Here is a 22881-nt window from a genome sequence, read left to right on the forward strand (position 1 = left end):
AAATCTGCTTCAGGAACTTATATGCATACGTTTGATGGAGAGAATGGGGGGTATAATGCGGTTCTAGTATCATGCAAATGGTTCATTTGAGTTTTCTAGTCATAAAAAATTCGATGGTATGAACCCTCCGGAGTCTTTTGTTTATGGTAAAGGTGCTTGGACTGAGAACAGAAAAAGTTTTTTAAAAAAGATTCGGTCTAGCCTCTAAATAAGAAGAAATCATCTTTCATGTCTTCAATTTGGCCATCTTCATTGGTAATGATATAATCGATGGCCTGTGTGGTGAAAATATCTCCTTTTTCGGTAAGTGATACGAGATTCTTTTCAATAGTAATCATGTTGTTTTTAAGTGCTAAATCTAGAACCGTTTTAGCGCGAATTTTTTGCCAGTTTATGTGTTCGGAAAGATGATTTACGTGGCGCTCACTTGCTTCTGTATGGTTTTTTAGGTGCAGTAAAAAAGTAAGGAGTGAGACTTCAATTTTCTGTTGTTTTTCTCTATACATTACAGCAATAAGTCCCTTGCTAGGAGCAAACAAATAAACGAGTAAAAATAGAATACCCAACATGGTTGTTATAGATCCAGCAATAGAAGCGTCTAGCCAATGTGCCAACCAGTATCCGGATACTGCGCTAAACACTCCAAAAATCATGGATAAAGCTAGCATTTTCTTTAAATTGGTGGTTAGGAGGTAGGCGCTAGCTGCAGGAGCTATCATAAGCGCTACCACTAAAATAGCGCCAACCGCATCAAAAGCACCAACTGTTGTTATTGATGAAACAGACATAAGGCCGTAATGAATGGCTACTGGCGAAAATCCTAATGACGCGGCTAAACCGGTATCGAAAGTACTAAGTTTAAGTTCCTTAAAAAAGGCTATTAGTAACCCGATGGTTATTAGTAAAATGCTACCAATAACCCAAAGTGATTTAGGACCAACATCTGTACCAGAGATTGTTAGTCTGTCAAAAGGAGCAAAGGCCAATTCGCCTAATAAAACGGCGTCAACATCAAGGTGAATATCGTTAGCATTTTTGGCAATTAGAATAACACCTATACTAAATAGAGCTGGAAAAATAAGGCCAATAGCAGTGTCCTCTTTTACTAGACCTGTTTTTTGTATTTGTTCTACTAGAACAACTGTAATTACTCCGGTTAATGCAGCTAACACGATAAGTAACGGGGAGTTTAAATCTTGAGTTATAAAGAAGCCAACAACTAAGCCAGGTAAAATAGAGTGGCTAATGGCGTCGCTAATCATTGCCATTTTGCGTAATACCAAAAATGTTCCAGGAATGGCACAAGCCAAAGCAACTAAGCTTGCAATAAGTTGTATTTCTAATTGCGCGCTACTCATCATGTTTTGGCGTTTGTTGGTTGTACAAATTAGCAGCAGTTTCAAAACCTTCTGGTGTTAAACTCCACATGCTTCCTTTTAGGGTTACATAATTTTTATCCACCAATTTTTGAAGCGTACCTCGTGTAAATCCTTGAAAGTTATTAAGAATTTTTATGGTATGTGGATGGGATATATCTTCATGTGTTTTGGCTATATGAAACATAAAAGCTAATGTTTTATGTTGTTCTAAATCGCGACGGTTTTTGATAAATCGAATTTGTCTAAAAAGTAAACCGCGACTTGGAGAGAAAATAAATGAGAATAATACAAAGACTGAAGCAACTAGAACAATCACAGGTCCGGTAGATAGATTGTTCTGACTCGCGCTAATGGCAGTTCCAAAAACGCCAGAAAAAGCACCAAATATAGCTGCTAAAACCACCATGGTTCCTAGGCTGTTAGTCCATTGTCTTGCGGCTGCGGCGGGAGCTAAAAGCATCGCGCTCATTAATACTACTCCAACCGTTTGTAAACCTAATACAATGGCTAAAACGATAAATGAAGTTATAAGGATGTCAATTATTTTGGTGTTGAAACCAATGGTTTGAGCGTAGTCTTTATCAAATAAAAGTATTTTAAACTCTTTCCAAAAAACAAATAAAACTACTAGGCATAAGCCGGTAACGCTAGCCATTAACCAAACATCGCTTTCCACGAGTGTGGCTGCTTGTCCAAACAAATATTTATCCAAGCCAGCTTGATTGGCATTTGGTTGCTTTTGAATAAACGTTAGAAGCAACATGCCAAACCCAAAAAATAAGGAGAGTATTAATCCTAATGCGGTGTCTGATTTTAAATGTGTTTTTGATACAATCCCACGAATCCAAAATGTGCCAATTAAACCGCTGACTAATGCGCCTAATAAAAGTGTGTTGCTGTCTTTAGCGCCTGTTATTAAGAAAGCTATGGCTATTCCTGGTAAGGCGGCGTGTGAAATAGCATCGCCAAGTAGGCTTTGTTTTCGTAATACAGCAAAACTTCCCAGCATACCAGTAACAGCGCCTAAAATGGCGGTGCCTATAGTTATGGTACGTAAGGTGTAATCGTTAATAAGGAGTTCTATGTATTCTTGAAGATTTATACGATCTTATTTTAGAGGTTATTACTATTATTTCTGAATACTAACTTTGTAGTTAATCCCGTATGTTTTTGTGAGATTATCATCATTAAAAATATCCTTAACAGGTCCGGTAGCAATTTTCTTTACATTTAAAAAAGTTACCCAATCAAAATATTCAGGAACGGTTTGAAGGTCATGATGCACAACAATTACTGTTTTGTTGGCTTTTCGTAAGGACTTAAGAATATTAATAATGGCTATTTCGGTAGTTGCATCTACACCTTGAAATGGTTCGTCCATGAAGTAAATAGCTGCATCTTGAACCAAGGCGCGTGCTAGAAATATTCGTTGTTGTTGTCCGCCTGAAAGTTGACTAATTTGTCTGTTTTTAAAAGCAAGCATACCAACTTGTTCTAAAGCTTCGAGAGCTGCTTTTTTTTCTTTCTGTCCAGGGCGTTTTATCCAACCTAAACTCCCGTAAGTTCCCATCATCACAACATCTAAAGCGGTAGTTGGAAAATCCCAATCTACACTGCCTTTTTGAGGGACATAAGCAACTAGGTCCCGTTGTTTACTATACGGTTTGCCATAAATGCTTACGCTTCCTGCTATAGGTTTTAGTATTCCTAAAATAGACTTTATAAGTGTAGATTTTCCAGCACCATTAGGTCCAACAATAGCCATAAGAACGCCTTCAGGGATTTCTAAATCAATATCCCATAATACTGGCTTATAGTTATAAGCAACTGTTAGATCATCTATTTGGACCGCTAATGGTTTACTTGTTGTATTTTTAAGTTGTTCTTTCATGGTTGTGCTTTATTTTAAAGCATTTACAATCGTGTTAACATTGTAGGTAAACATACCTATATAAGTCCCTTCTTCTGTACCGGCATTTCCTAGTGCATCAGAATATAAGGTGCCTCCAATTTGCACGTTAAACCCTTTAGATTTTACGGCAGCTTGTAAGGCTTCAATAGTTCGTTTAGGAACAGAACTTTCAACAAAAATAGCTTTGACTCTGTTTTCAATAATAAATTTTGATAAATTTTGAACGTCCTGAACTCCCGCTTCTGTAGCTGTTGAGATACCTTGTAATCCAACGACATTAAAACCGTAAGCTTGACCAAAATAATTAAAAGCATCATGCGCAGTAACTAGAATTCTTTGTTCTGCCGGAAGTGTATTAATAGTTTCTTTTATTTGCTTATTTAAAGCCTGTAATTTATTAATGTATTCTGTACCATTTTTTTTGAAAAAGGCTTCGTGTTCAGGATTTGCTTCAGATAAGTTTTTTACAACAAACTCTGTGATGGCTATCCAGTTTTCAACATTAAACCAAATATGTGGGTCGTAATTGGAAGCAAAAAACTCCGAGCCAATAAGTGTTTCTTTGTTTAAAGCATCAGAAACGGCTATGGTTTTGATATTCTGATTGCTCATTTTTTCAAAAACTTCAACCAATTTACCTTCTAAATGCAGTCCGCCATAAAAAACAACATCAGCGTTTGCTAATTTATTAACATCTCCTTCACTGGCTTTATATAGGTGAGGATCCACGCCACTTCCCATTAATCCCTGTACATGGATTTGGTCTCCACCAATATTTTGTACTAAGTCGGTTATCATGGTGGTTGTGGTTACAACATTTAATGTGCTGTTTGTGTTTTCCTGATTTTTACAGCTTACTAAAATTATAGTTGCTAAAATAAGAGTTGTTATTTTTCTCATAATTAAAAATAATTCCTAACAAAGATACTTCTTATTTTTAGATTAGTCTAAAAATAATCATTGCAAAATGTTGTATATTTGTTTAGACATATAAAACACTTCATGACGCTTACCGAAGAAAATTACCTAAAAACAATTTATCATTTAAGCAATCAAGGTAAAGAGACTGTTAGTACTAACTCTTTAGCAGATGCTATGCGAACCAAAGCTTCTTCGGCTACGGATATGATTCGGAAGTTGTCGGAAAAAGATTATGCTAATTATAAGAAATATAAGGGAGCTACCTTAACGGATTCAGGGAAGGAGATAGCTATTAATATTATCCGTAAGCATCGTCTTTGGGAGGTGTTTTTAGTTGATAAATTAAATTTTTCATGGGATGAGGTTCATGACTTAGCAGAACAATTAGAGCATATAAAATCGCAAAAATTAATTGACGAATTGGATGCTTTTTTGGGTTATCCAACTCATGATCCGCATGGTGATCCTATTCCTGATAAACACGGCGCAATAACCTTTGTCGAGAAAATATTACTGTCTCAAGCAAAAATAGGATTAAAGTATAGTTGTCTGGGTGTGAATGATAGTTCGTCCGAATTTTTACAGTATCTAAATAAGAACGGTATTGGTTTAGGGGTTGTTATTGAAGTGGAGCATACCGAGCCTTTTGATAAATCAATCAGCATAAAAGTTAATGGTTCTCAGCTAACAGTGTCTCAAAGTGTGGCTAAAAACTTATATTTAAAGCAGGTATAATTGTTTTAAGTAAAAAAATATGGCCAAAAAACATCTCTTAATGCTTTTTTTATCTTTTAGTTTTATGGGGTTTTCTCAAGGAAAATCTAAAGCTGAAACGCCATTAATTCTTCAGAAATTACAATATCATAAAACGGTACATGTTGGTAATTATGACATTGTATTTAAAGATGTTATTACCGATTCACGTTGCCCACAAGGTGTTACTTGTGTTTGGGCGGGTTCGGTTATTGTTGATTTAGAATTATTTAAAAACGAGGTTTTAATAGCGACTAAGCGAATGGAAATTCCTCCCTCGGGCTTCACGCAACAAGAACGTATGTTGTTAGCTGTAGAAGGTGTGGACGTTTTGTTTGTTTACGGTATTAAGCCTAAACGCATTCAAGGTAAGCAAATAGCTAAAGAAACTTATTATATTCTTTTTGAATCGATAAATTAGCTACAGCCACAATTGTCGTTACCACAACTTTTGCTTTTCTTGCTTTTAGGAGTCCATAAAAACTTTTGAATTAGGTAAACTACTGCAGCGGTTAATATTGAAAACGCAATAATATTTTGAATAATCGTATTCATAATTTCAAAGTTTTAAATTAAAATTTGATAAGCTACTAATGCAGCTATATAGGCAATTACGGTCATTATTACCATTTGCCAAGCCGGCCATTTCCAACTGTTTGTTTCGCGTTTTACAATGGCTAAAGTACTCATGCACTGCATAGCAAAGGCGTAAAATAGTAGTAGTGAAATTCCGGATGCGAAATTAAAAAGCGGACCGCCAAGTATTGGGTTTACTTCACCGGCCATGCGGTTTTTAATGGTTTCCTCTTCATCACTACCTACGTTGTAAATGGTTGCTAGTGTACCAACAAATACCTCGCGAGCTGCAAACGAGCTGATAAGAGCAATTCCTATTTTCCAATCGTAACCGAGTGGACGAATAGCGGGCTCAATGGCGCGACCTGTGGTACCAATGTATGAGTGTTCTAATTTATAGGAATCGATATGCTGGTCTAATTCAGTTTCACTTAAATTTTGATTGGCATATTGTTCGGTAATAATAGCTTCGGCATTATTAAAATCTTCACCAGGACCGTAAGATGCTAAAAACCATAATACGATTGAAATAGCCATGATTATTTTACCGGCACCAAACACAAAAGATTTTGTTTTCTCTAAAACGGTTATCGCTACATTCTTAAATAAAGGAAGTTTGTAGTTAGGCATTTCAACAACAAAAAATGTTTTGTTTTTAATTTTAAGGACTTTATTCAAAATCCAAGCCGATCCAACGGCTGTTCCAAACCCTATAAGGTATAAAAGCATTAAAGTTAGAGCTTGATAGCCAAGCCCAAAAAAGCTGCCTTCAGGAATAACTAATGAAATAATAATAAGATAAACGGGTAGTCTAGCCGAACAAGTGGTAAATGGTGTTACTAAAATTGTTATCAGGCGTTCCTTCCAGCTTTCAATATTCCGGGTTGCCATAATTGCAGGAATGGCACATGCGGTTCCTGATATTAAAGGGACTACACTTTTTCCGCTTAATCCAAATCTGCGCATCACGCGGTCCATTAGGAAAACAACACGACTCATGTAGCCACTTTCTTCCAATATGGATATAAATAGGAATAGGAAGGCTATCTGAGGGATAAAAATTACTACACCACCAATTCCGGGAATAATACCTTCAGAAATTAAATTGGTTAGTGTGCCAGCTGGCATAACATTTTTTGTCCATTCACTTAAGCTAGCAAACGAGCTATCAATAAAATCCATTGGCAAGCTAGACCAATCGTAAATAGCTTGAAATATTGTTAAGAGGATAAACCCAAAAATAACATAACCCCATACTTTATGGGTTAGTATACGATCTAAGCGAATGCGTAAATCTTTAGCGGAATTTAGGTCTATTGTTTGGCCTTTTTTAAGTATTGAGTTTATAAACTGATAGCGTTTAATGGTTTCCTTTTGTTGCAAACGCTTTAAGTCTGTATTACTTTTTGTTTTAAAATCGGCAACAGCATCTATTGTATTACGATCCATTTTCCCAAAATTTACATCTTGAGTAATAACCAACCATAATTTATACAATAATTGGTTTGGGAATGCTTTCTGTAGGTTAGAAAAGTAAGCTTTGTCAATTTCAGAAGCTTGTAAACAAGGTTCGCTTGATATGTCCTTAAAATTGGCAATTAGGTCTTTTAATTCAGCTATGCCTTGTTTTTTTCGGGTGCTTATTAAGGCTATTTTAGTGTTTAATTGCGATTCTAAATACGGAATATCTAAACTGATTCCTTTGTAATCCATTCTGTCGGCCATGTTAATAGCTAGAATAGTTGGAATTTTAAGGTCTTTTATCTGTGTAAAAAGGAGTAGGTTTCTTTTTATGTTTTCAACATCACAAACCACAACGGCTGCGTCTGGGTAATCCTTATCGTTTTTGTTAAGTAGTAGCTCAATAACCACATTTTCATCTAATGACGAGGCATTTAAGCTGTAGGTTCCTGGTAGGTCAATAATATGGGCTTTAACACCACGAGGTAACTTGCATATACCTTCTTTTTTTTCGACTGTTATACCGGGGTAGTTTCCTACCTTTTGGTTTAATCCCGTAAGGGCATTAAAAACTGAGGTTTTTCCGGTATTAGGATTTCCAATTAAGGCAACGTTGATTTGCTTACTCATTTAGAAATTTCAATTTGAATGTGAATAGCTGTCTCTTTACGGATGGCTAAATGGCTTCCGTTAATATTTAGGTACATAGGATCGGCAAAAGGTGCTGTTTGAACAAGTTCAACACTATTGCCAGGTAAGCAGCCCATTTCCAATAATTTTAAAGGAATGTGTATGGATGATACATCGGTTATGATTGCTATTTCGCCACGTTTGATATCTGCTAAAGTCACTTGTACGCTTATTTAGATTGATTTTAAAGAAGCAAAAATAACTTAAATTGTTAGGGTAAAAAAATTGTAATATAAAAACTATTCATATTCTTTCTGTAAAAGATGAATATCGGCAATTAGACGTTTAATTTCTTCAGGATTAGTACCGTCGTAAAAACCACGTATTTGGCGCTTTTTGTCGATAAGCATGAAATTTTCGGTGTGAATCATATCGTAAGGGTCAAAACCTTCAACATCTTTAACTGCTAAGTAGCTTTTTCTAGCTAGGTCGTAAATTTGTTTCTTATCACCTGTTACTAAATTCCATCGAGAGTCGTCAACTCCTTTTTTTAGAGCATATTTTTTTAGCTGAGCTACCGAATCTATTTCAGGTGTTACAGAGTGCGATAGTAGCATGATGTCGGGTTCGTTTTCAAGTTCTTTTTGAATGTACACCATGTGGTCTGTCATGATTGGACAGATGGTTTGGCAGGTAGTAAAAAAGAAATCGGCTACATAAATTTTATTTTTATAATCCGCTTGAGTTATGGTCTTTCCATTTTGGTTTGTTAGACTGAAATCGGCAATTTTGTGATATTTTTTCTGATGTTGAATGGTGCTGTCTACCAGTTCAAAATTAACCATTGCAGGCTGGTAAATAGGTAGTGGTTTGTCAACATTAAGTATATTGTAAATAATGCTTACTATAACGGTAGAAATAATAACGAAAACTATAGCGAAATATTTGTAATCTTTAAAAAAGGAAAGCATAAAGAGTGGTTTAATACGGTTGAAATATAGATTCTCTTACAAAATTACAACAGATTAGATATTTAAGTGTTATTTTTAACAATCAATTTTTTACTTCAAAAAAATACTTATCATGAAACTGTATATATCACTGTTCTTGTTATTAGCTACAACATCGTTAATGGCGCAAGATTATTTGAAATCTTTCAATGAAATACAAGAAGCAGAGGCTAAAATGGCCTTAAAAAAAATGAACCAGCGTATTAATTTAAATACGGGCGATTATGATATAAAATACCATCGTTTAGATTTAAATATTGATCCGGCTGTGGCTTTTATATCCGGTGATGTTACGACTTACTACGAAGCGAAAGAGGCTTTGTCTCAGATTACTTTTGAGTTGACGGATAATATGACGGTATCTCAAGTAACACAACGTGGAGCAAATTTGGTGTTTAGTCAGAATTCTGATGATGAGGTTGTAATAACTTTACCGCAAACTTTAAATCAAGGAGTATTAGATTCGTTAACAATTAGTTATTCGGGTAATCCGGAAAGTTCTGGTTTTGGTTCGTTTGAACAAACTACTCATAATGGAACGCCTATAGTTTGGACACTTTCAGAACCTTATGGCGCAAAAGGTTGGTGGCCTTGTAAACAGGATTTAATAGATAAAATAGACTCGATTGACGTGTATCTGACCACGCCGCAGTTTACGCCTAATAATGAAGCTTATGTGTCAGTTTCTAATGGTTTAGAAATAAGTCAAACAGTTTCAGGAACCTCAAAAACTACACGTTTCAAACATACTTATCCTATTCCTGCGTATTTAGTAGCTATCGCAGCAACTAACTACAGTGTGTATTCGCATGAAGTTGCAAATAATGGTGAGCCATTTGATATTGTTAATTATGTGTATCCTGAAAATCTAACTTATGCTCAAGCAAGTACACCTATTACGGTTGATATCATGAATGTTTTTGCCGACCTTTTTGAGGCTTATCCTTATGCTGAGGAAAAGTATGGTCATGCCCAGTTTGGCTGGGGTGGCGGTATGGAACATACTACCGTTTCGTTTATGGGGAGTTTTGGGCAGAATTTAATAGCTCATGAGTTAGCGCATCAATGGTTTGGTGATAAAGTTACCTGTGGTAGTTGGAAAGATATATGGTTAAATGAAGGGTTTGCAACCTATTTAACAGGTTTGGCAATTGAAAATTTAGATGGCAATAACGCCTTTGTTAACTATAAAGAAGGACTTGTAAGTTCAATTACCTCACAACCCGGTGGAGCTGTTTACTTGTCTGATTCTGATACAACAAGTGTGGGGCGTATTTTTAGTAGTCGTTTATCATATAATAAGGGTGCTATGGTGGTTCATATGCTTCGTAAAAAACTAGGCGATGCGTCGTTTTTTCAAGCTATTAACTCATACTTAAGTCATCCCGATTTAGCGTATGATTATGCTAAAACGGCTAATTTTATTGATGTAGTTGAAACATCATCAGGAACAGATTTAACAGAGTTTTTTGACGATTGGTTGTTTAATGAAGGTTACCCAACATATACTGTAAACTGGAATCAGCCATCACCAACCACGGTAACGTTCAATTTAAGTCAAGTACAAAGCGATAATTCCGTGTCCTTTTTTGAAGCACCGGTTCCACTACGTTTAATAGGACCTAATGGCGAAACACAAGATGTTGTACTAGATAACACAAGTAATAATGAAAGTTTTGTAGAGGCAGTTAATTTTGAAGTTGTTTCGGTATTGTTTGATCCAGAAACCGATTTGATTTCCAGAAATAATTCTGTAATCTTGTCAACAGATACGTTTAACTTAGAAACCAATTTGTTACTTTATCCTAATCCAACAGCAGGAGCTGTAACTATTCAGAAACCAAAAAGTATAACTGTAAATCAAGTGAAAATATACAATGCTTTGGGGCAGTTATTGGGAACACATTCGGGAGGCTTAACCTTAGATTTGTCGGCCTATGCATCTGGTATGTTATTTGTTAGGTTAGAAACTAATAACGGAATTGTTAATAAAACCGTGTTAAAAAAATAGCAATAACCTCGTTATAATTTTCTAAATGGTGTTAAAACACTACTTTTGTGCGCTATAAAACGAAGAATCTCATATGACCGTAATTTTAATAAAGGCAGCTCAATTATTCTTAAGTCTGTCTATCCTTATTGTTCTACATGAATTAGGACATTTTATTCCAGCTAAGCTTTTTGGGGCACGAGTGGAAAAATTTTATTTATTTTTTGATGTTAAGTTTTCATTATTCAAGAAGAAAATTGGCGATACTGTTTACGGTATTGGTTGGTTGCCGTTAGGAGGTTATGTAAAAATAGCCGGTATGATTGATGAAAGCATGGATAAAGAGCAAATGGCTCAGCCTCCACAACCATGGGAATTTAGAACCAAACCAGCTTGGCAACGATTAATTATCATGTTAGGTGGTGTAACGGTTAATTTTATTTTAGGATTCTTAATCTATATGATGATTTTATTCGTTTGGGGTACCGATTACTCTACTAAAGATGATATAAAATATGGTTACGGCGTAACAAAAACTATGGAAACTTATGGATTTCAGCAAGGTGATAAGATTGTCTCTGTTGACGGAACAGCGTTTCAAGATGTTACAGATATAAATTCGTACTTATTATTTAGAGATGTAAATGAAATTAAAGTAGAACGCGCTTCAGGTGAAACAGCTAAGTTAACAGTTCCAGAAGATATAGGTACACAATTGTTTGAAGCTGGAGATTTACCCGCTTTAACACCTAGAATGCCATTTAAATTAGATTCTATTGTTCCGGGGTCACCGGCAGATAAAGCAGGTCTTCTTGCTTCCGATAAATTAGTATTTATAAATGGTGTGCCTGTAAACTATTTTTCGGATTTAACATATTTATTAAAAAATAGAACAGGTGATGCTATTACTGTTGTTGTTAATCGTAACGACAAACAAGAATCATTTCAAGTTGTTCCATCGGAAGATGCGACAATTGGTATTGTAACAAAAGGTACCGACCCTGATTATGTAACCTTAAATCATAAAGACTATTCTTTAGGTGAAAGTGTTACTAAAGGAGCGGCATTAGGATATTGGACTATTAAGGATTATTTAGCGCAGTTTAAATACATATTTACTAAAAAAGGTGCTTCGCAAGTAGGAGGCTTTGCAGCAATTGGAAATATGTTTCCACCTAGTTGGAACTGGAAAGCGTTTTGGGCTATTACGGCATTCTTATCTATAATGCTTGGTGTTTTAAATTTAATGCCTATTCCAGCATTAGATGGTGGACATGTTATGTTTTTAATTTATGAAATGATTTCCGGTAGAAAACCAGGGGATAAGTTTATGGAATACGCGCAACTTATTGGTTTTATACTACTTATATCGTTAGTGCTCTTTGCTAATGGAAATGATATTTATAAGGCAATATTCGAATAGAAAAAAAAAATAAAGAAAATCTATATTTTGTTTTGTGAATTCTAAAATAAAATATAGATTTGCACTCGCAAAAGCGATAACACTCCTCCTTAGCTCAGTTGGTTAGAGCATCTGACTGTTAATCAGAGGGTCCTTGGTTCGAGCCCAAGAGGAGGAGCAAGTTAGACAAAGCCATTCAAGAAATTGAATGGCTTTTGTTTTTTCTATAAGTCTGCTATTTATAAAGGATACAAGTTCTAAGTGGTCGTTTTACTATTAGTTTACGTGCTTAGTCATGGTGATATCCTGTTTTATTAAAATTTCATACTTTTATGAGTTCAAAAACAGTGAGTTGATTAGTTTATTCTATTATATTTTTTAATTTTATAGAATTATTAAACCCCTAGTCCCGTGAGTCAGAAAACCTATCTGAAAATTCTTCTATTTATAATTCCATCTTTCATTTTTGCTCAGAATATCGATCCTATTGCTTTGGATGATGAAATATCCAAACTTAATGATCAACACAAGTATGAAGTTTCCTTTCTTAAATTAGAAAGTATAATAGACGATCCAAATTCAGATTCCTTTGATAAAACCCATGCGTACATTCAAATGTCGTATACGTTTAAACGGGTTTACAATCAGGTAATGACTGTTAACATGCTTAAGCTTGCCGAGAAAGAAGCTTTAAAATCTAGTCATAGAAATGAGTTAGAGGCTAAAATTTTAGCAGAACGGTTGTTTTTTTATTTTGAAATAAAAGATTTTGAAAACGTTAAGTTTATTCTTACCGAATTTGATCCTGAAACGGTTAGTTACTTGACTAGAGAAACCCTAGCTCACTACCATTCTGTTTTAGCAGCAGTTGCTGTCTGGGATGATGATTTCGAGAAAGCTGAAGCAAACTATGATATTGCAGCAGCAATTTTAGAAAAAGAGAATCCTAAGCACTTACCCAATGTTTACCGTGCTCTTTTGGCGTTATATTCCTTACAAGGCGATTCAGCAAAAGTTATGGATGCTTTTGATAAAGGCGTCCTTTATGCAAAAGAGTATGAAGTTCCTATTTATGATTTGGTTATGCATGAGAGTTTAGCAAAGCATTATAAAACTATTGGGGATTATGAAAATGCTTTAAAGATGGAAGAAATTGTAAATTCTAAACGTAAAGATTACGATGCTGCTTCTAATAATGATAAATTATTGAATTTAAAGGATAAAATAACGCAAGAAAAGGAGGCTGCAGCAAAAATAGCTGAAGAGAATCGTATGTATTACTTGTCTATCATATCTGCAATTATTGTTGTTTTAGTAATTGTATTAGTTGTTTTATTAATTGTTTTCAGGCAAAAAAATAAGTTAATTTCAAGCGAGAATAAATATATCCGTATGGAGGTTAAAAGGCTTTCTGAAGAAATAGATACCAATAACAATTCAAAGGATATTTTAGAAACACACAACCTAACCGAAAGACAATTGGATATTGTTAAACTCCTTAAAGAAGGCAAAACAAATAAAGAAATTGGTAATGAACTCTTCATTTCTGAAAACACGGTTAAATATCATTTAAAGGCTATTTATGAAATTTTAGGTGTTTCTAGTCGGGTTATGCTCAGAGAAAACTATAAGTTATAGTTTAAATTTCCTATATATTATTGGCTTGTATTATAAATACGGCTTTATTTTAAAAACCGCTTAAAGCGGTTTTTTTTATTTACAGGTTTTTTTAAAGTACTGTATGCGAGCCCTGTATATCTGGCTACCCACCGGGTAGCGTAAAAACTACACCATAGCTACCCGCTAAAAATCTTTTTTTTTAATGAAAGTATAGACATTTGAGAAACTAAAAATTTTGATTACTGTTTTTTAAAATACATTTTAAAAACAGTGCTAAATTTTTAGTGAAAGCTATTATTAATTTAAAAAATGAGTAACCCAAACAAAAGTTTATGAAAAAAAATCTACTAAATCTACTAACCATGTTAATGCTTGCTATGTCCTGGCAAGGTATGTCTCAAGAAGTTGAAATTGGATACGGTACGAATGTAAAAAGTTATCCATTAGGTACTGCATATTTATATGAAAGATCAAGTGCTATTTATACATCATCAGAAATTGGTACAACAGGTACTATTTATAGGATAGCGTGGAACGCTAGGTATGGGGATAGGGCTGCTAGTCCTATTAAAATTTATTTAAGAGAGACTTCAAATGAATTGCAATCAGAAGTTACTTGGGCAAATAAAATAGCTGGGGCGACCTTGGTTTATGATGATACGCTAGACCCAATTGAAGGATGGAATTACTTTGTATTAAGCACCCCGTTTGCCTTTTCAAGTAATAACTTAGAGGTTATGGTTGAAGCAAATTATGGTGACAGCTCAACAAATCCTTATGGACTTACTAAATATGCAGTAGGAAATGGTATTTCATACACTCTAAAAACAAATTCTCATCAACGTTGGACGCAAGATTTTGGAGCTCCAACTGGTACTGGGATAGTTGTAGACAGACGACCTAATATCATTATAGATTTTGGAGGTGTTACTTGTAGTCCTGTTACTAATGTTACTACAGTTGATAGATCAGATACCACTATCGATATATCTTGGGAATCTGATAGTTTTGGCACTTCTTGGAATATATTATGGGGTGCGTCTGGATTTGTTCCGGGAGATGGGAATGAAATAGGTGCTGATGTGAGTACTACTCCTAGTTATCAGATAACAGGCTTAGTTAATACAACCGATTACCAATATTATATACAAACGGATTGTGGTGCTGAATATACAAGTGATTGGGCAGGTCCTTTTAGTTTTAATACCCGATGTATAGCTCCAACGAACTTAGTTGCTAATAATGTTGATGTTACAGATACTACTGCATTAATTTCCTGGACAGAAGGAGATGTGGAAACAGCGTGGAACATTTCTTGGGGACCATATGGTTATACGCCTGGTGGTGTTGATGAGCTCGGTACAGCTTCATCTACAACAACGTCTTACACCATAACTGGATTAACTGAAGAAACGTATTATGATTTTTATGTGCAAGCGCAATGTGGAAATGGAGATGTAGGAGTTTGGTCTACAAAATATGGCTTTACAACCGATTGTACTTACTTAGATTATTTATTTGAAAATTTTGATTCATACGATTTTACTTATAGTTATGACGGGCTTCCAGATTGTTGGGTAAGACAGGGTTCAGGGAGTACGGATACAGTTATTTATGGAGTAAATGATGTTTCTCCAGCATCAGGAACACAAAGCCTACAGTTATATGCTCCTACTAATAGAATTGGATTTAGAGGTGTTTTACCTTCATTTAGTAATGTAAATGCTGGAACACATTGGTTGCGTTTTAAAGCTAGAGTAAGTGAGCCAAATGGTCGCCTTGATTTTGGATATGTTGTGGATGAAAATGATTGGTCAGATTTTACATTGTTAGAACGAATAACCATAACTAATGATAGTTGGGATGGAACGGAATATATCATTACGGTTCCTACAACGCTTCCTAGTAACGCTAAATTAGCGATACAGTCTTGGGCTGATGGTAAAAATTATTTTATAGATGATTTGTATTGGGAGCCAATACCTTCTTGTACACCGCCTTCAGATTTAATTACTACTGAAATAGGAGTAAATACAGCTTCTTTTTCGTGGTCAACAATTCCAAATTCTTTATATGATTTAAGATATCGTGAAGTTGGTACTACCACATGGACAACTATATATGATATTCCAACAAATACATATACGCTTTCGGGGCTTAAACAATACACCGAGTATGAAGTTAGTGTAAGAAGTAAATGTGCTAGCGAAGAACCTTCATTATTCTTATACACCGTAAGTTTCATGACTGAAGGGTTTTATTGTTATTCTGAAGTAACTCAGCCAAGAGATTATTATTACATAAGCCATGTAGGGTTGAATACAATAAATAATAATTCATCTGACAGTGCTTATAGTGACTTTACAGGGATAAGTACTAACCTAGCCGCTGGTGAATTATATAGTATTTTTATTACTGTTACTGCTGACGGTAATTACAATACTTCTTATGGAGTGTGGATAGATTACAATGGTGATGGAATCTATGATTCATCGGAAAGAGTTTTTGCAAACAACTCGAGTTCCAATACCATTGCTACGGGATCTTTTACTGTTCCTGAAGATGTGGTCTTAGGAGCTACTTCTATGCGTGTCTCTATGAAAAATGGTTCTTCTATACCGCAACCTTGTGAGGATTATTCTATTGGAGAGGTTGAAGAGTACTCAATCAATCTTCAATCTGTAGCTAGTTGTAATTCTGTAACAGGAATAGCTATAAGTTCTATTACTAGTAATAGTGCCGTATTAACATGGAATGCTTCTGCTGATGCAACTGAAGGTTATCGTATAAATCTTTATGAAGAAGGTTCAATTACACCTGTCCTAACAGGTACTGTTGCAGCGGGTACAACAGGTGTGAATTTGCCCGATTTATCTTCAGAAACAGCATATGAAGTTGAAGTAGTTTCTATATGTGGAGATGTTTTAACTTCATCAGAAAGAATTAGTTTTACGACTTTAGAAGATACTGGCTATTGTAATGCTGTAGCTTCTAACGTTAAGCCTATTACACGTGTTTTATTTGCAGGTATTGATAATACATCAGCAACAGGTGGCTCAATTTCTTATGAAAACTTCTCAAATATTGTGGGACAGGTAGAAACAGGAGGGACTTATAATTTCTCAGCCGAAGGTAATACTGTCGGTAATTTTACCAACTTTTTTACAGTGTGGGTGGATTGGAATCAAGATTTAGTATTTCAATCAGATGAAATGTATGAGGTAGGGTCTATTCTTAATTCTAATGGAGCAGACGGTCAACAAGCTTCAACAAGTATCGTAGTTCCAAATACAGCTTTGGAAGGTGATGCGCGTATGCGAGTTATAAAGAATTATAATGTGTCTCCAACTGATGCCTGCGGAAGCTATACTTTTGGACAAATAGAGGATTACATTATTAGTGTTTCATATCCTTTATCGCTTGAAAATAACACATTACTTTCTAAACTAAGTTTATACCCTAATCCGATAAGCGGTAATTCATTTTACATTAATGCCGAAAATCTAAATGGGCATAATGTTTCACTAGTTGTGAATGATATGTTGGGTAGGGAAATTTATAATAAGAATCATGATGTATTAAATAATAAGATACAAGTTACTTTAAATGAAAACTTAAATGATGGTGTTTATCTGGTAACAGTATCATTAAAAGGAATGACTCAAGTATTTAGAGTTATTAAACGTTAGTTGTTTGATTAATAGGAGAGATTATAAGAGGGGTTTTTAATGAACTCCTCTTATTAATCGATTTTTGTTTGTCTTTCGTATTTGGTTTATTTTCAATTAATTACGAATAGCTACCCACCGGGTAGTGTGGAAACTACACCATAGCTACCCTTACAAATACCGTTTTTTCTAAAAAAAATATTGACATTTGAATAACCGAAAAAAGAAGATATATAAGTTGCCTAAAAACAGCTTGTATTAACAAAAACAACCAAATCATATTACCTATGAAAATTAGTATCCTAAATCTATTTGCATTTTTAATTGTTACACTTTCATGTCAGGGGATGACTCAATCTGTAATTTTTGAAAATGATTCTTCTAATCATGAATTTTCTTCCGAAATTCTTATTACCCATCAAGTAAACATTGATTGTTTTTCTAAACTAGGGATGAGTCAAAATATGTCTGCGAGCAAAATAGCTACCACACAGGATAGAAAGAAACGTAAAAGATCATCATAGAATGGTGTTAGGTTTTCAAATGGTTGTGTTTTTGGTAAAATGATATATATGAAAGAAAATAAAAATAATAATAAACGTCATGATGGTTCACATCGTAAAACCAAATTGGATTTTAATAATGGACTCATAGATGATCGTTATTTAGTTCGATCGTTTTTAAACGGCGTTAATTGTTTTGTTGAATTATAAGCTATTAATATTTAAGTATTTTATTAGTTAGTTAATTGGGGGATTAACTTTATAATTGGGGTTTCTTAGGGGGGACCCCTTTTATAACTAATTTTTAGTTTCTGTTAAAGCTGATGGGGTATTTCTATCTGTTTTAATAAAGTTTAAGATAGGTATTACTAGTTTATGAAGTGTTACTGGAAGTATTTAAAATAGTTTGTTAGATAGGCTGTAACAATGCTATTAAAAACTAAAAAAGCCAGTATATAAATACTAGCTTGTGTGTTGTGAGTTCGGAATTGATTCTAATAAGTGCGTTTAACTTCTTCTAAAAGATTATTAAAGTATAATGAGGCTAAATTAGGAATGTTAATACTCTCGGAATTATCTAAGTCTATTTTGAAGTAAATATAAGGAGGGATATATAAATCATCCTTAATTTTTAACAAACAATCATTATGCTTCGATGATAGTACAATGATACCATCTACAGATCCATCAGAAATTAGTTTCATGCAATCTTTTTCCTTTTTTGAAGAACCTAAAGATTGTAAAATCATTAAACGGTATCCGTTTTCAAATGCAATTTTTTCTATTTCCGAAAGTAAGTTACCGTAAAACTGGTTTGATATTTCAGGAATGATAACACCAAAAGTTTTAGTTTCTTTTTTACGAAGCGAAAGTGCCGAATAATTAGGTTTGTAATTATGTTGCTTTGCTAGGTCTAAAATAACATTTTTAGTTTTCTCGCTAATATCTTCTTTATGATTTAAGGCTTTAGAAACTGTAGAAACAGAAAAGCCAGAAAGCAAGGATATTTTTTTTAAAGTTACTCCAGATTGCTGCATAATTGGATTATTTTTTTAACTCTTTAATAGTTTCAATTGAGAACTTAGTTAATTCTTCTATTGTTTTATAGTTGTAGGCGCCGTCCTCATTTTTATAAATAAGTTTTGAGCCTATTCCAACACAAGTTACACCGGCTTCAAACCAAGATTGTAAATTTTCTTTAGTTGGTGCAACACCACCTGTTGGCATAATACTTGTCCATGGTTGTGGGCCTTTTATGGCTTTTATAAAATTAGGACCATAAATACCTCCTGGGAATAGTTTAACAATTTCGCAGCCAAATTCTTCAGCCTTTGCTATTTCGGTTAATGTGCCGCATCCAGGAGACCATAATACCTTTCTTCTGTTGCAAACAATAGCAATATCTTCTCGGAAAACTGGTGTTACAATAAAATTAGCTCCCAATGCCATATATCTTGAAGCTGCTGCAGCATCTGTTACCGATCCAACTCCTAAAATCATACCGGGTAGTTCAGCTAAAGCATATTTGTTTAATGCGCCAAAAACTTCATGTGCAAAATCTCCACGAGCTGTAAATTCCATTAATCGCGCACCGCCATCATAACATGCTTTTAATACGTTTTTTGCTATGCTGATATCGGAGTTGTAAAACAACGGTACTAATCCGGTGTTTTTCATTGTTTGTGCGACTTCTATTCGCGTATATTTTGCCATATTTTGAGGGTTGTAATATCTTTTTCAAACCAAATTTAAATTCCTTTTTAAAAGGCTGTTTTGGTTTGCATTTTAAGTTGTGTTATTATTTAATGTTATGACTTGTTAGGTTATTTACCGTGATACTTTACCATTGGCTTTCCCACTCATCATTTTTTCTACTTCTGCTACCGAAACTAAATTGTAATCTCCAGAAATAGTATGTTTTAAACAGCATGCCGCAACGGCAAAATCTAATGCCTTTTGGGTTTGGTTTTTATATTCAAGTAAACCGTAAATTAAGCCGCCCATAAAAGCATCGCCACTACCAACTCTGTCTACTACAGGTGTAACTTCTTTTATAGCTGCGTTATATAATGTTTTACCATCAAATAAAATACCTCCTATTCTTTGGTGTGATGCACTTACCGAATACCTTAGGGTTGTTGCAACTGTTTTTAAGTTAGGGCATAGGTCAAATAGCGCTTCGTATAAAACAGGAAGAGATGATTCATCCTGATAATTAGGTTCTACTTTACTTTTTCCTAACATGAAATATGCCGTATCAATATCGCCAAGAATTATATGACTATATTTTAAAAGTTCGGGCATGACATCTTTTGGTTGTTTTCCATATTGCCAAAGTTTAGATCTGTAATTTAAATCGCAGGAAATGGTTAAACCCATTTTATGTGCTGTTTTTACAGCGTTTAAACATGCTTCTGCAGCACTTTCTGAAATTGCTGGTGTAATACCGCTCCAGTGAAACCAAGTAGCACCTTTAAATATTTCTTCCCAATCAAAATCATCACTACTAGCTGTTGCTATCGCGCTATTAGCACGGTCATATACCACATTGCTACCACGAGTTCCTGCTCCAGTTTCTAAAAAATAGATACCAAGCCTATCGCCCCCCATAACCACATTTTGAGAATTTACGTTAAGTTTTCGCATTTCTTTTAACGTACATGCACCAATTTCGTTGTCTGGAATTCGTGTTACAAACTCCGCATTCATTCCGTAATTGGCTAGAGAAACAGCAACGTTAAATTCGCCACCACCATAAGTAGCGGCAAAGAATTTAGCTTGTGTAAATCGTAAATGTCGCTCAGTAGATAAGCGTAACATAATTTCTCCAAATGTGACTATTCTATTCATTGTAGGGCTATAGTTATTTTTATTTATGGATGTTTTTTGGTTGTTTAGATACCTAATGCTTGACCACCTCCAATTTGAATTGTTTCAGCTGTGATAAAGCTTGCACCTTCACTAGCTAAAAACGCTACTACTGAAGCAACATCTTGTGGCTGACCTAAACGTCCTAACATAATGTTGTTTGCCCATGAAGCAAATACTTCTGGTTTAGTAGATTTAATTTGTGCGTGGAAAGGCGTATCAATTGTACCTGGAGATACCGCGTTTACGCGAATACCGTATTCAGCTAAATCTTTAGCTAAAGCTCTCGTGATTGAGTGCACCCCAGCTTTAGAAGTGCCGTAGATACCTGCACCTGGTCCACCTGCAGTCCATGCTGCATTAGATGTAAAGTTAATAATTGTTGGGTGATCACCTTTCTTTAAGAATGGGATAGCCGCACGTGATGCAAAAAATACAGAGTCTAAGTTTAAAGCCATAACTGATCTGAAAAATTCAGTAGTCATTTCTTCAAATCTAGATCTTCCGCCAAGTCCACCAGCATTATTCACTAAAACATCAATCTTTCCGTATTTTTCGCCAATTTTAGTGATGTTTGCTGTTACTTCTTCTTCTTTAGTAACATCAAAACAATAGAATTCAGCTGTGATACCTTCTTCAGTAAGTTCTTTAATTCTTGCTGCTCCTCGTCCCTCGTCTAAACCATTTAAAAGTACAGTATACCCTTCTTGACCTAGTTTTTTTGCTACTTCAAAACCGATTCCGCCTGTGGCTCCGGTTACTACTGCTACTTTTCCTTTTGAATTACTCATTTTTATTTAATTTTTAATTTAATTTATTTTTTTTATTGATTCAACTTTTGGTATTAATACCCAAACACTAACTAAAGTCAAAATCGCTAAACCTGCTCCAATAACAAATGCTGGCGTATAATTTCCTCCACTAGTTAGCCAAGGCACTAAATAAGTTAAACCTGCTGCGGTAAGTTTGGCTGCCATACCAGAAAACCCTGCCAATGTTCCTACTGTTTTCCCACTAAAAAGATCACTAGGTAAAGTTTGAACATTTCCAATTGCTGTTTGGAATCCAAACAATATTACAGCCATAATAATAACAGCTGTAGTAGGTCCTCCAGGATTTGCCATGGCTAATAATGCTGGTAACATTATAAAACACCCAAGTGTAATTACCATCTTTCTAGTTTTGTTAACATTCCAACCTGCTTTTAATCTATTTTGCGCCAACAATCCTCCAAACCAAGCTCCTAACATTGCTCCTACATAAGGTACCCATCCATAAAGTCCAATAGATTTCACGTCCATACCATAAACTTCATTTAAATATATTGGTATCCAAAAAACAAACAACCACCAAATTGGATCAATTGCTGCTGAAGCTAATATAACTCCCCAACTTTGCTTATGTCCAAGTAATTCTTTAGTATTAGGGTTGTATTCATCCTCTTCAACTTCGTTCTTTTTAGCATCTTCCTTTTTTTGGCCTGTCAAGATATAGTTACGTTCTTCATCTGTAATCCAAGGGTGATTTTTAGGTGGTGCTTTTACTAAAATCCACCAAGGTATCAACCAAAGTAAACCTGTCAATCCAATCAAGATAAATATTGATTTCCAACTAAAATAAATGGTTAGAAAAGCGATTAATGGGATAGCAATAATTCCTCCTATTGCAGCACCAGAATTAAAAATTCCTTGCGCAAGTGCACGTTCCTTGGTAGGAAACCATTCTGCATTACCTTTGGTTGCTCCTGGCCAGTTACCTGCCTCAGCAACACCTAATATGGCACGAAAAATACCAAAGCCTAAAACACCCTTAGCTAAAGCGTGTAATGCTGTGGCAACAGACCACACACCGATAGACAATACAAATCCTATTCGTGTGCCTACCCAATCGAAAATTTTTCCAAATATTGCTTGTCCAAACGCATACGAAAACACAAAAACAATTGAGATTAAAGCATATATTGCCTTGGTTTCATCAGGTGTATGTCCTGGGTATAACTCTTTCGCTATGTCCGGCCAAAGAACACTTAATGACGTACGATCTATATAGTTAATAATCGTAGCAATGGCAATCAAGCCAACCACCCACCATCTTAATCCTTTTAGTTTCATTATTTTTTTAATTTATGTAAAACATGTCTGTTGTAGTTTAGAATTCAAAAATTATCTAAACTGCTGTTGAAGTAATT

19 protein-coding genes and 1 tRNA gene are annotated in these 22881 nt (G+C 34.8%); 8 read left to right on the forward strand and 12 right to left on the reverse strand.

The genetic code is table 11. The annotated features are described in order from the left end of the window. Positions 1-197: 197 nt before the first annotated feature. The 4 genes from ACW5R3_RS02210 to ACW5R3_RS02225 all read right to left on the reverse strand — a co-directional run bounded on the left by ACW5R3_RS02210 (position 198) and on the right by ACW5R3_RS02225 (position 4191). Positions 198-1358: a metal ABC transporter permease gene (locus ACW5R3_RS02210; protein WP_456578847.1), complete on the reverse strand. Its 1161-nt coding sequence runs from the start codon at positions 1356-1358 to the stop codon at positions 198-200. Next, positions 1351-2388 (reverse strand): metal ABC transporter permease, encoded by a 1038-nt coding sequence (locus ACW5R3_RS02215; protein ID WP_456577991.1) that lies wholly within the window; start codon positions 2386-2388, stop codon positions 1351-1353. The genes ACW5R3_RS02210 and ACW5R3_RS02215 overlap by 8 nt, the downstream gene beginning before the upstream one ends. 120 nt (positions 2389-2508) lie before the next feature. Next, positions 2509-3270 (reverse strand): metal ABC transporter ATP-binding protein, encoded by a 762-nt coding sequence (locus tag ACW5R3_RS02220; protein WP_456577992.1) that lies wholly within the window; start codon positions 3268-3270, stop codon positions 2509-2511. Between the two features lie 9 nt (positions 3271-3279). After that, positions 3280-4191: a metal ABC transporter solute-binding protein, Zn/Mn family gene (locus ACW5R3_RS02225; RefSeq protein ID WP_456577993.1), complete on the reverse strand. Its 912-nt coding sequence runs from the start codon at positions 4189-4191 to the stop codon at positions 3280-3282. Positions 4192-4293: 102 nt separating this feature from the next. Here ACW5R3_RS02225 and ACW5R3_RS02230 point away from each other — a divergent pair, with 102 nt between their 5' ends. Both ACW5R3_RS02230 and ACW5R3_RS02235 read left to right on the forward strand, forming a co-directional pair. Continuing rightward, the gene (locus ACW5R3_RS02230; RefSeq protein WP_456577994.1) at positions 4294-4947 is read left to right on the forward strand and encodes a metal-dependent transcriptional regulator; all 654 of its coding nucleotides are present in this window, start codon (positions 4294-4296) and stop codon (positions 4945-4947) included. A gap of 40 nt (positions 4948-4987) precedes the next feature. Further along, positions 4988-5386, forward strand: a complete 399-nt coding sequence (locus ACW5R3_RS02235; protein WP_456577995.1) for a hypothetical protein — start codon at positions 4988-4990, stop codon at positions 5384-5386. A 146-nt stretch (positions 5387-5532) separates the two neighbouring features. Here the strand turns inward: ACW5R3_RS02235 and feoB are convergent, their stop codons facing one another. The 3 genes from feoB to ACW5R3_RS02250 all read right to left on the reverse strand — a co-directional run bounded on the left by feoB (position 5533) and on the right by ACW5R3_RS02250 (position 8603). Beyond that, entirely contained in the window at positions 5533-7632 is a 2100-nt protein-coding gene (feoB, locus tag ACW5R3_RS02240) for a ferrous iron transport protein B (protein ID WP_456577996.1), read from the reverse strand. Beyond that, positions 7629-7853, reverse strand: a complete 225-nt coding sequence (locus tag ACW5R3_RS02245) for a FeoA family protein (protein WP_456577997.1) — start codon at positions 7851-7853, stop codon at positions 7629-7631. Before ACW5R3_RS02245 ends, feoB begins: the two co-directional genes overlap by 4 nt. Before the next feature lie 78 nt (positions 7854-7931). After that, positions 7932-8603 carry an SCO family protein gene (locus ACW5R3_RS02250; RefSeq protein ID WP_456577998.1) on the reverse strand — a complete coding sequence of 224 codons (672 nt, stop codon included), beginning with the start codon at positions 8601-8603 and terminating at the stop codon, positions 7932-7934. Between the two features lie 112 nt (positions 8604-8715). On the opposite strand from ACW5R3_RS02250, the gene ACW5R3_RS02255 reads away from it, so the two are divergent. The 6 genes from ACW5R3_RS02255 (at position 8716) to ACW5R3_RS02280 (ending at position 18035) form a co-directional block, all read left to right on the forward strand. Further along, on the forward strand, positions 8716-10653 hold the full coding sequence (locus ACW5R3_RS02255) for a M1 family aminopeptidase (protein WP_456577999.1): 1938 nt from the start codon (positions 8716-8718) through the stop codon (positions 10651-10653). Between the two features lie 73 nt (positions 10654-10726). Further along, positions 10727-12055 carry an RIP metalloprotease RseP gene (gene rseP / locus ACW5R3_RS02260; protein WP_456578000.1) on the forward strand — a complete coding sequence of 443 codons (1329 nt, stop codon included), beginning with the start codon at positions 10727-10729 and terminating at the stop codon, positions 12053-12055. 83 nt (positions 12056-12138) lie between these two features. Beyond that, positions 12139-12212: transfer RNA gene (locus ACW5R3_RS02265), tRNA-Asn, on the forward strand. A gap of 233 nt (positions 12213-12445) precedes the next feature. Continuing rightward, positions 12446-13672 (forward strand): LuxR C-terminal-related transcriptional regulator, encoded by a 1227-nt coding sequence (locus tag ACW5R3_RS02270; RefSeq protein WP_456578001.1) that lies wholly within the window; start codon positions 12446-12448, stop codon positions 13670-13672. 314 nt (positions 13673-13986) lie between these two features. Then, entirely contained in the window at positions 13987-17343 is a 3357-nt protein-coding gene (locus ACW5R3_RS02275) for a GEVED domain-containing protein (RefSeq protein ID WP_456578002.1), read from the forward strand. 551 nt (positions 17344-17894) lie between these two features. Then, positions 17895-18035, forward strand: coding sequence for a hypothetical protein (locus tag ACW5R3_RS02280; RefSeq protein ID WP_456578003.1), 141 nt, complete (start codon positions 17895-17897; stop codon positions 18033-18035). A gap of 284 nt (positions 18036-18319) precedes the next feature. On the opposite strand, the gene ACW5R3_RS02285 is transcribed toward ACW5R3_RS02280, so the two are convergent. The 5 genes from ACW5R3_RS02285 to ACW5R3_RS02305 form a co-directional block, all read right to left on the reverse strand. After that, a complete protein-coding gene (locus ACW5R3_RS02285; protein WP_456578004.1) occupies positions 18320-18862 on the reverse strand; it encodes a LacI family DNA-binding transcriptional regulator in 543 nt (180 codons plus the stop codon). 7 nt (positions 18863-18869) lie between these two features. Then, positions 18870-19538, reverse strand: a complete 669-nt coding sequence (locus ACW5R3_RS02290; RefSeq protein WP_456578005.1) for a bifunctional 4-hydroxy-2-oxoglutarate aldolase/2-dehydro-3-deoxy-phosphogluconate aldolase — start codon at positions 19536-19538, stop codon at positions 18870-18872. Between the two features lie 114 nt (positions 19539-19652). Further along, entirely contained in the window at positions 19653-20675 is a 1023-nt protein-coding gene (locus tag ACW5R3_RS02295) for a PfkB family carbohydrate kinase (RefSeq protein ID WP_456578006.1), read from the reverse strand. 44 nt (positions 20676-20719) lie between these two features. Next, the gene (locus ACW5R3_RS02300; RefSeq protein ID WP_456578007.1) at positions 20720-21484 is read right to left on the reverse strand and encodes an SDR family NAD(P)-dependent oxidoreductase; all 765 of its coding nucleotides are present in this window, start codon (positions 21482-21484) and stop codon (positions 20720-20722) included. Between the two features lie 18 nt (positions 21485-21502). Further along, a complete protein-coding gene (locus ACW5R3_RS02305) occupies positions 21503-22804 on the reverse strand; it encodes an MFS transporter (protein ID WP_456578008.1) in 1302 nt (433 codons plus the stop codon). Positions 22805-22881: the final 77 nt, after the last annotated feature.

It is taken from the genome of Algorimicrobium bowmanii, from assembly GCF_054031195.1.

Excerpts from the sequence above, each read along its gene's own strand:
- rseP (WP_456578000.1), top strand. The coding sequence starts at position 10,727 with ATGACCGTAATTTTAATAAAGGCAGCTCAATTATTCTTAAGTCTGTCT.
- ACW5R3_RS02225 (WP_456577993.1), bottom strand. The coding sequence starts at position 4,191 with ATGAGAAAAATAACAACTCTTATTTTAGCAACTATAATTTTAGTAAGC.
- ACW5R3_RS02285 (WP_456578004.1), bottom strand. The coding sequence starts at position 18,862 with ATGCAGCAATCTGGAGTAACTTTAAAAAAAATATCCTTGCTTTCTGGC.
- ACW5R3_RS02275 (WP_456578002.1), top strand. The coding sequence starts at position 13,987 with ATGAAAAAAAATCTACTAAATCTACTAACCATGTTAATGCTTGCTATG.
- ACW5R3_RS02210 (WP_456578847.1), bottom strand. The coding sequence starts at position 1,358 with ATGAGTAGCGCGCAATTAGAAATACAACTTATTGCAAGCTTAGTTGCT.
- ACW5R3_RS02305 (WP_456578008.1), bottom strand. The coding sequence starts at position 22,804 with ATGAAACTAAAAGGATTAAGATGGTGGGTGGTTGGCTTGATTGCCATT.
- feoB (WP_456577996.1), bottom strand. The coding sequence starts at position 7,632 with ATGAGTAAGCAAATCAACGTTGCCTTAATTGGAAATCCTAATACCGGA.
- ACW5R3_RS02280 (WP_456578003.1), top strand. The coding sequence starts at position 17,895 with ATGAAAGAAAATAAAAATAATAATAAACGTCATGATGGTTCACATCGT.
- ACW5R3_RS02295 (WP_456578006.1), bottom strand. The coding sequence starts at position 20,675 with ATGAATAGAATAGTCACATTTGGAGAAATTATGTTACGCTTATCTACT.
- ACW5R3_RS02255 (WP_456577999.1), top strand. The coding sequence starts at position 8,716 with ATGAAACTGTATATATCACTGTTCTTGTTATTAGCTACAACATCGTTA.
- ACW5R3_RS02220 (WP_456577992.1), bottom strand. The coding sequence starts at position 3,270 with ATGAAAGAACAACTTAAAAATACAACAAGTAAACCATTAGCGGTCCAA.
- ACW5R3_RS02235 (WP_456577995.1), top strand. The coding sequence starts at position 4,988 with ATGCTTTTTTTATCTTTTAGTTTTATGGGGTTTTCTCAAGGAAAATCT.
- ACW5R3_RS02230 (WP_456577994.1), top strand. The coding sequence starts at position 4,294 with ATGACGCTTACCGAAGAAAATTACCTAAAAACAATTTATCATTTAAGC.
- ACW5R3_RS02215 (WP_456577991.1), bottom strand. The coding sequence starts at position 2,388 with ATGCTGGGAAGTTTTGCTGTATTACGAAAACAAAGCCTACTTGGCGAT.
- ACW5R3_RS02290 (WP_456578005.1), bottom strand. The coding sequence starts at position 19,538 with ATGGCAAAATATACGCGAATAGAAGTCGCACAAACAATGAAAAACACC.
- ACW5R3_RS02250 (WP_456577998.1), bottom strand. The coding sequence starts at position 8,603 with ATGCTTTCCTTTTTTAAAGATTACAAATATTTCGCTATAGTTTTCGTT.
- ACW5R3_RS02300 (WP_456578007.1), bottom strand. The coding sequence starts at position 21,484 with ATGAGTAATTCAAAAGGAAAAGTAGCAGTAGTAACCGGAGCCACAGGC.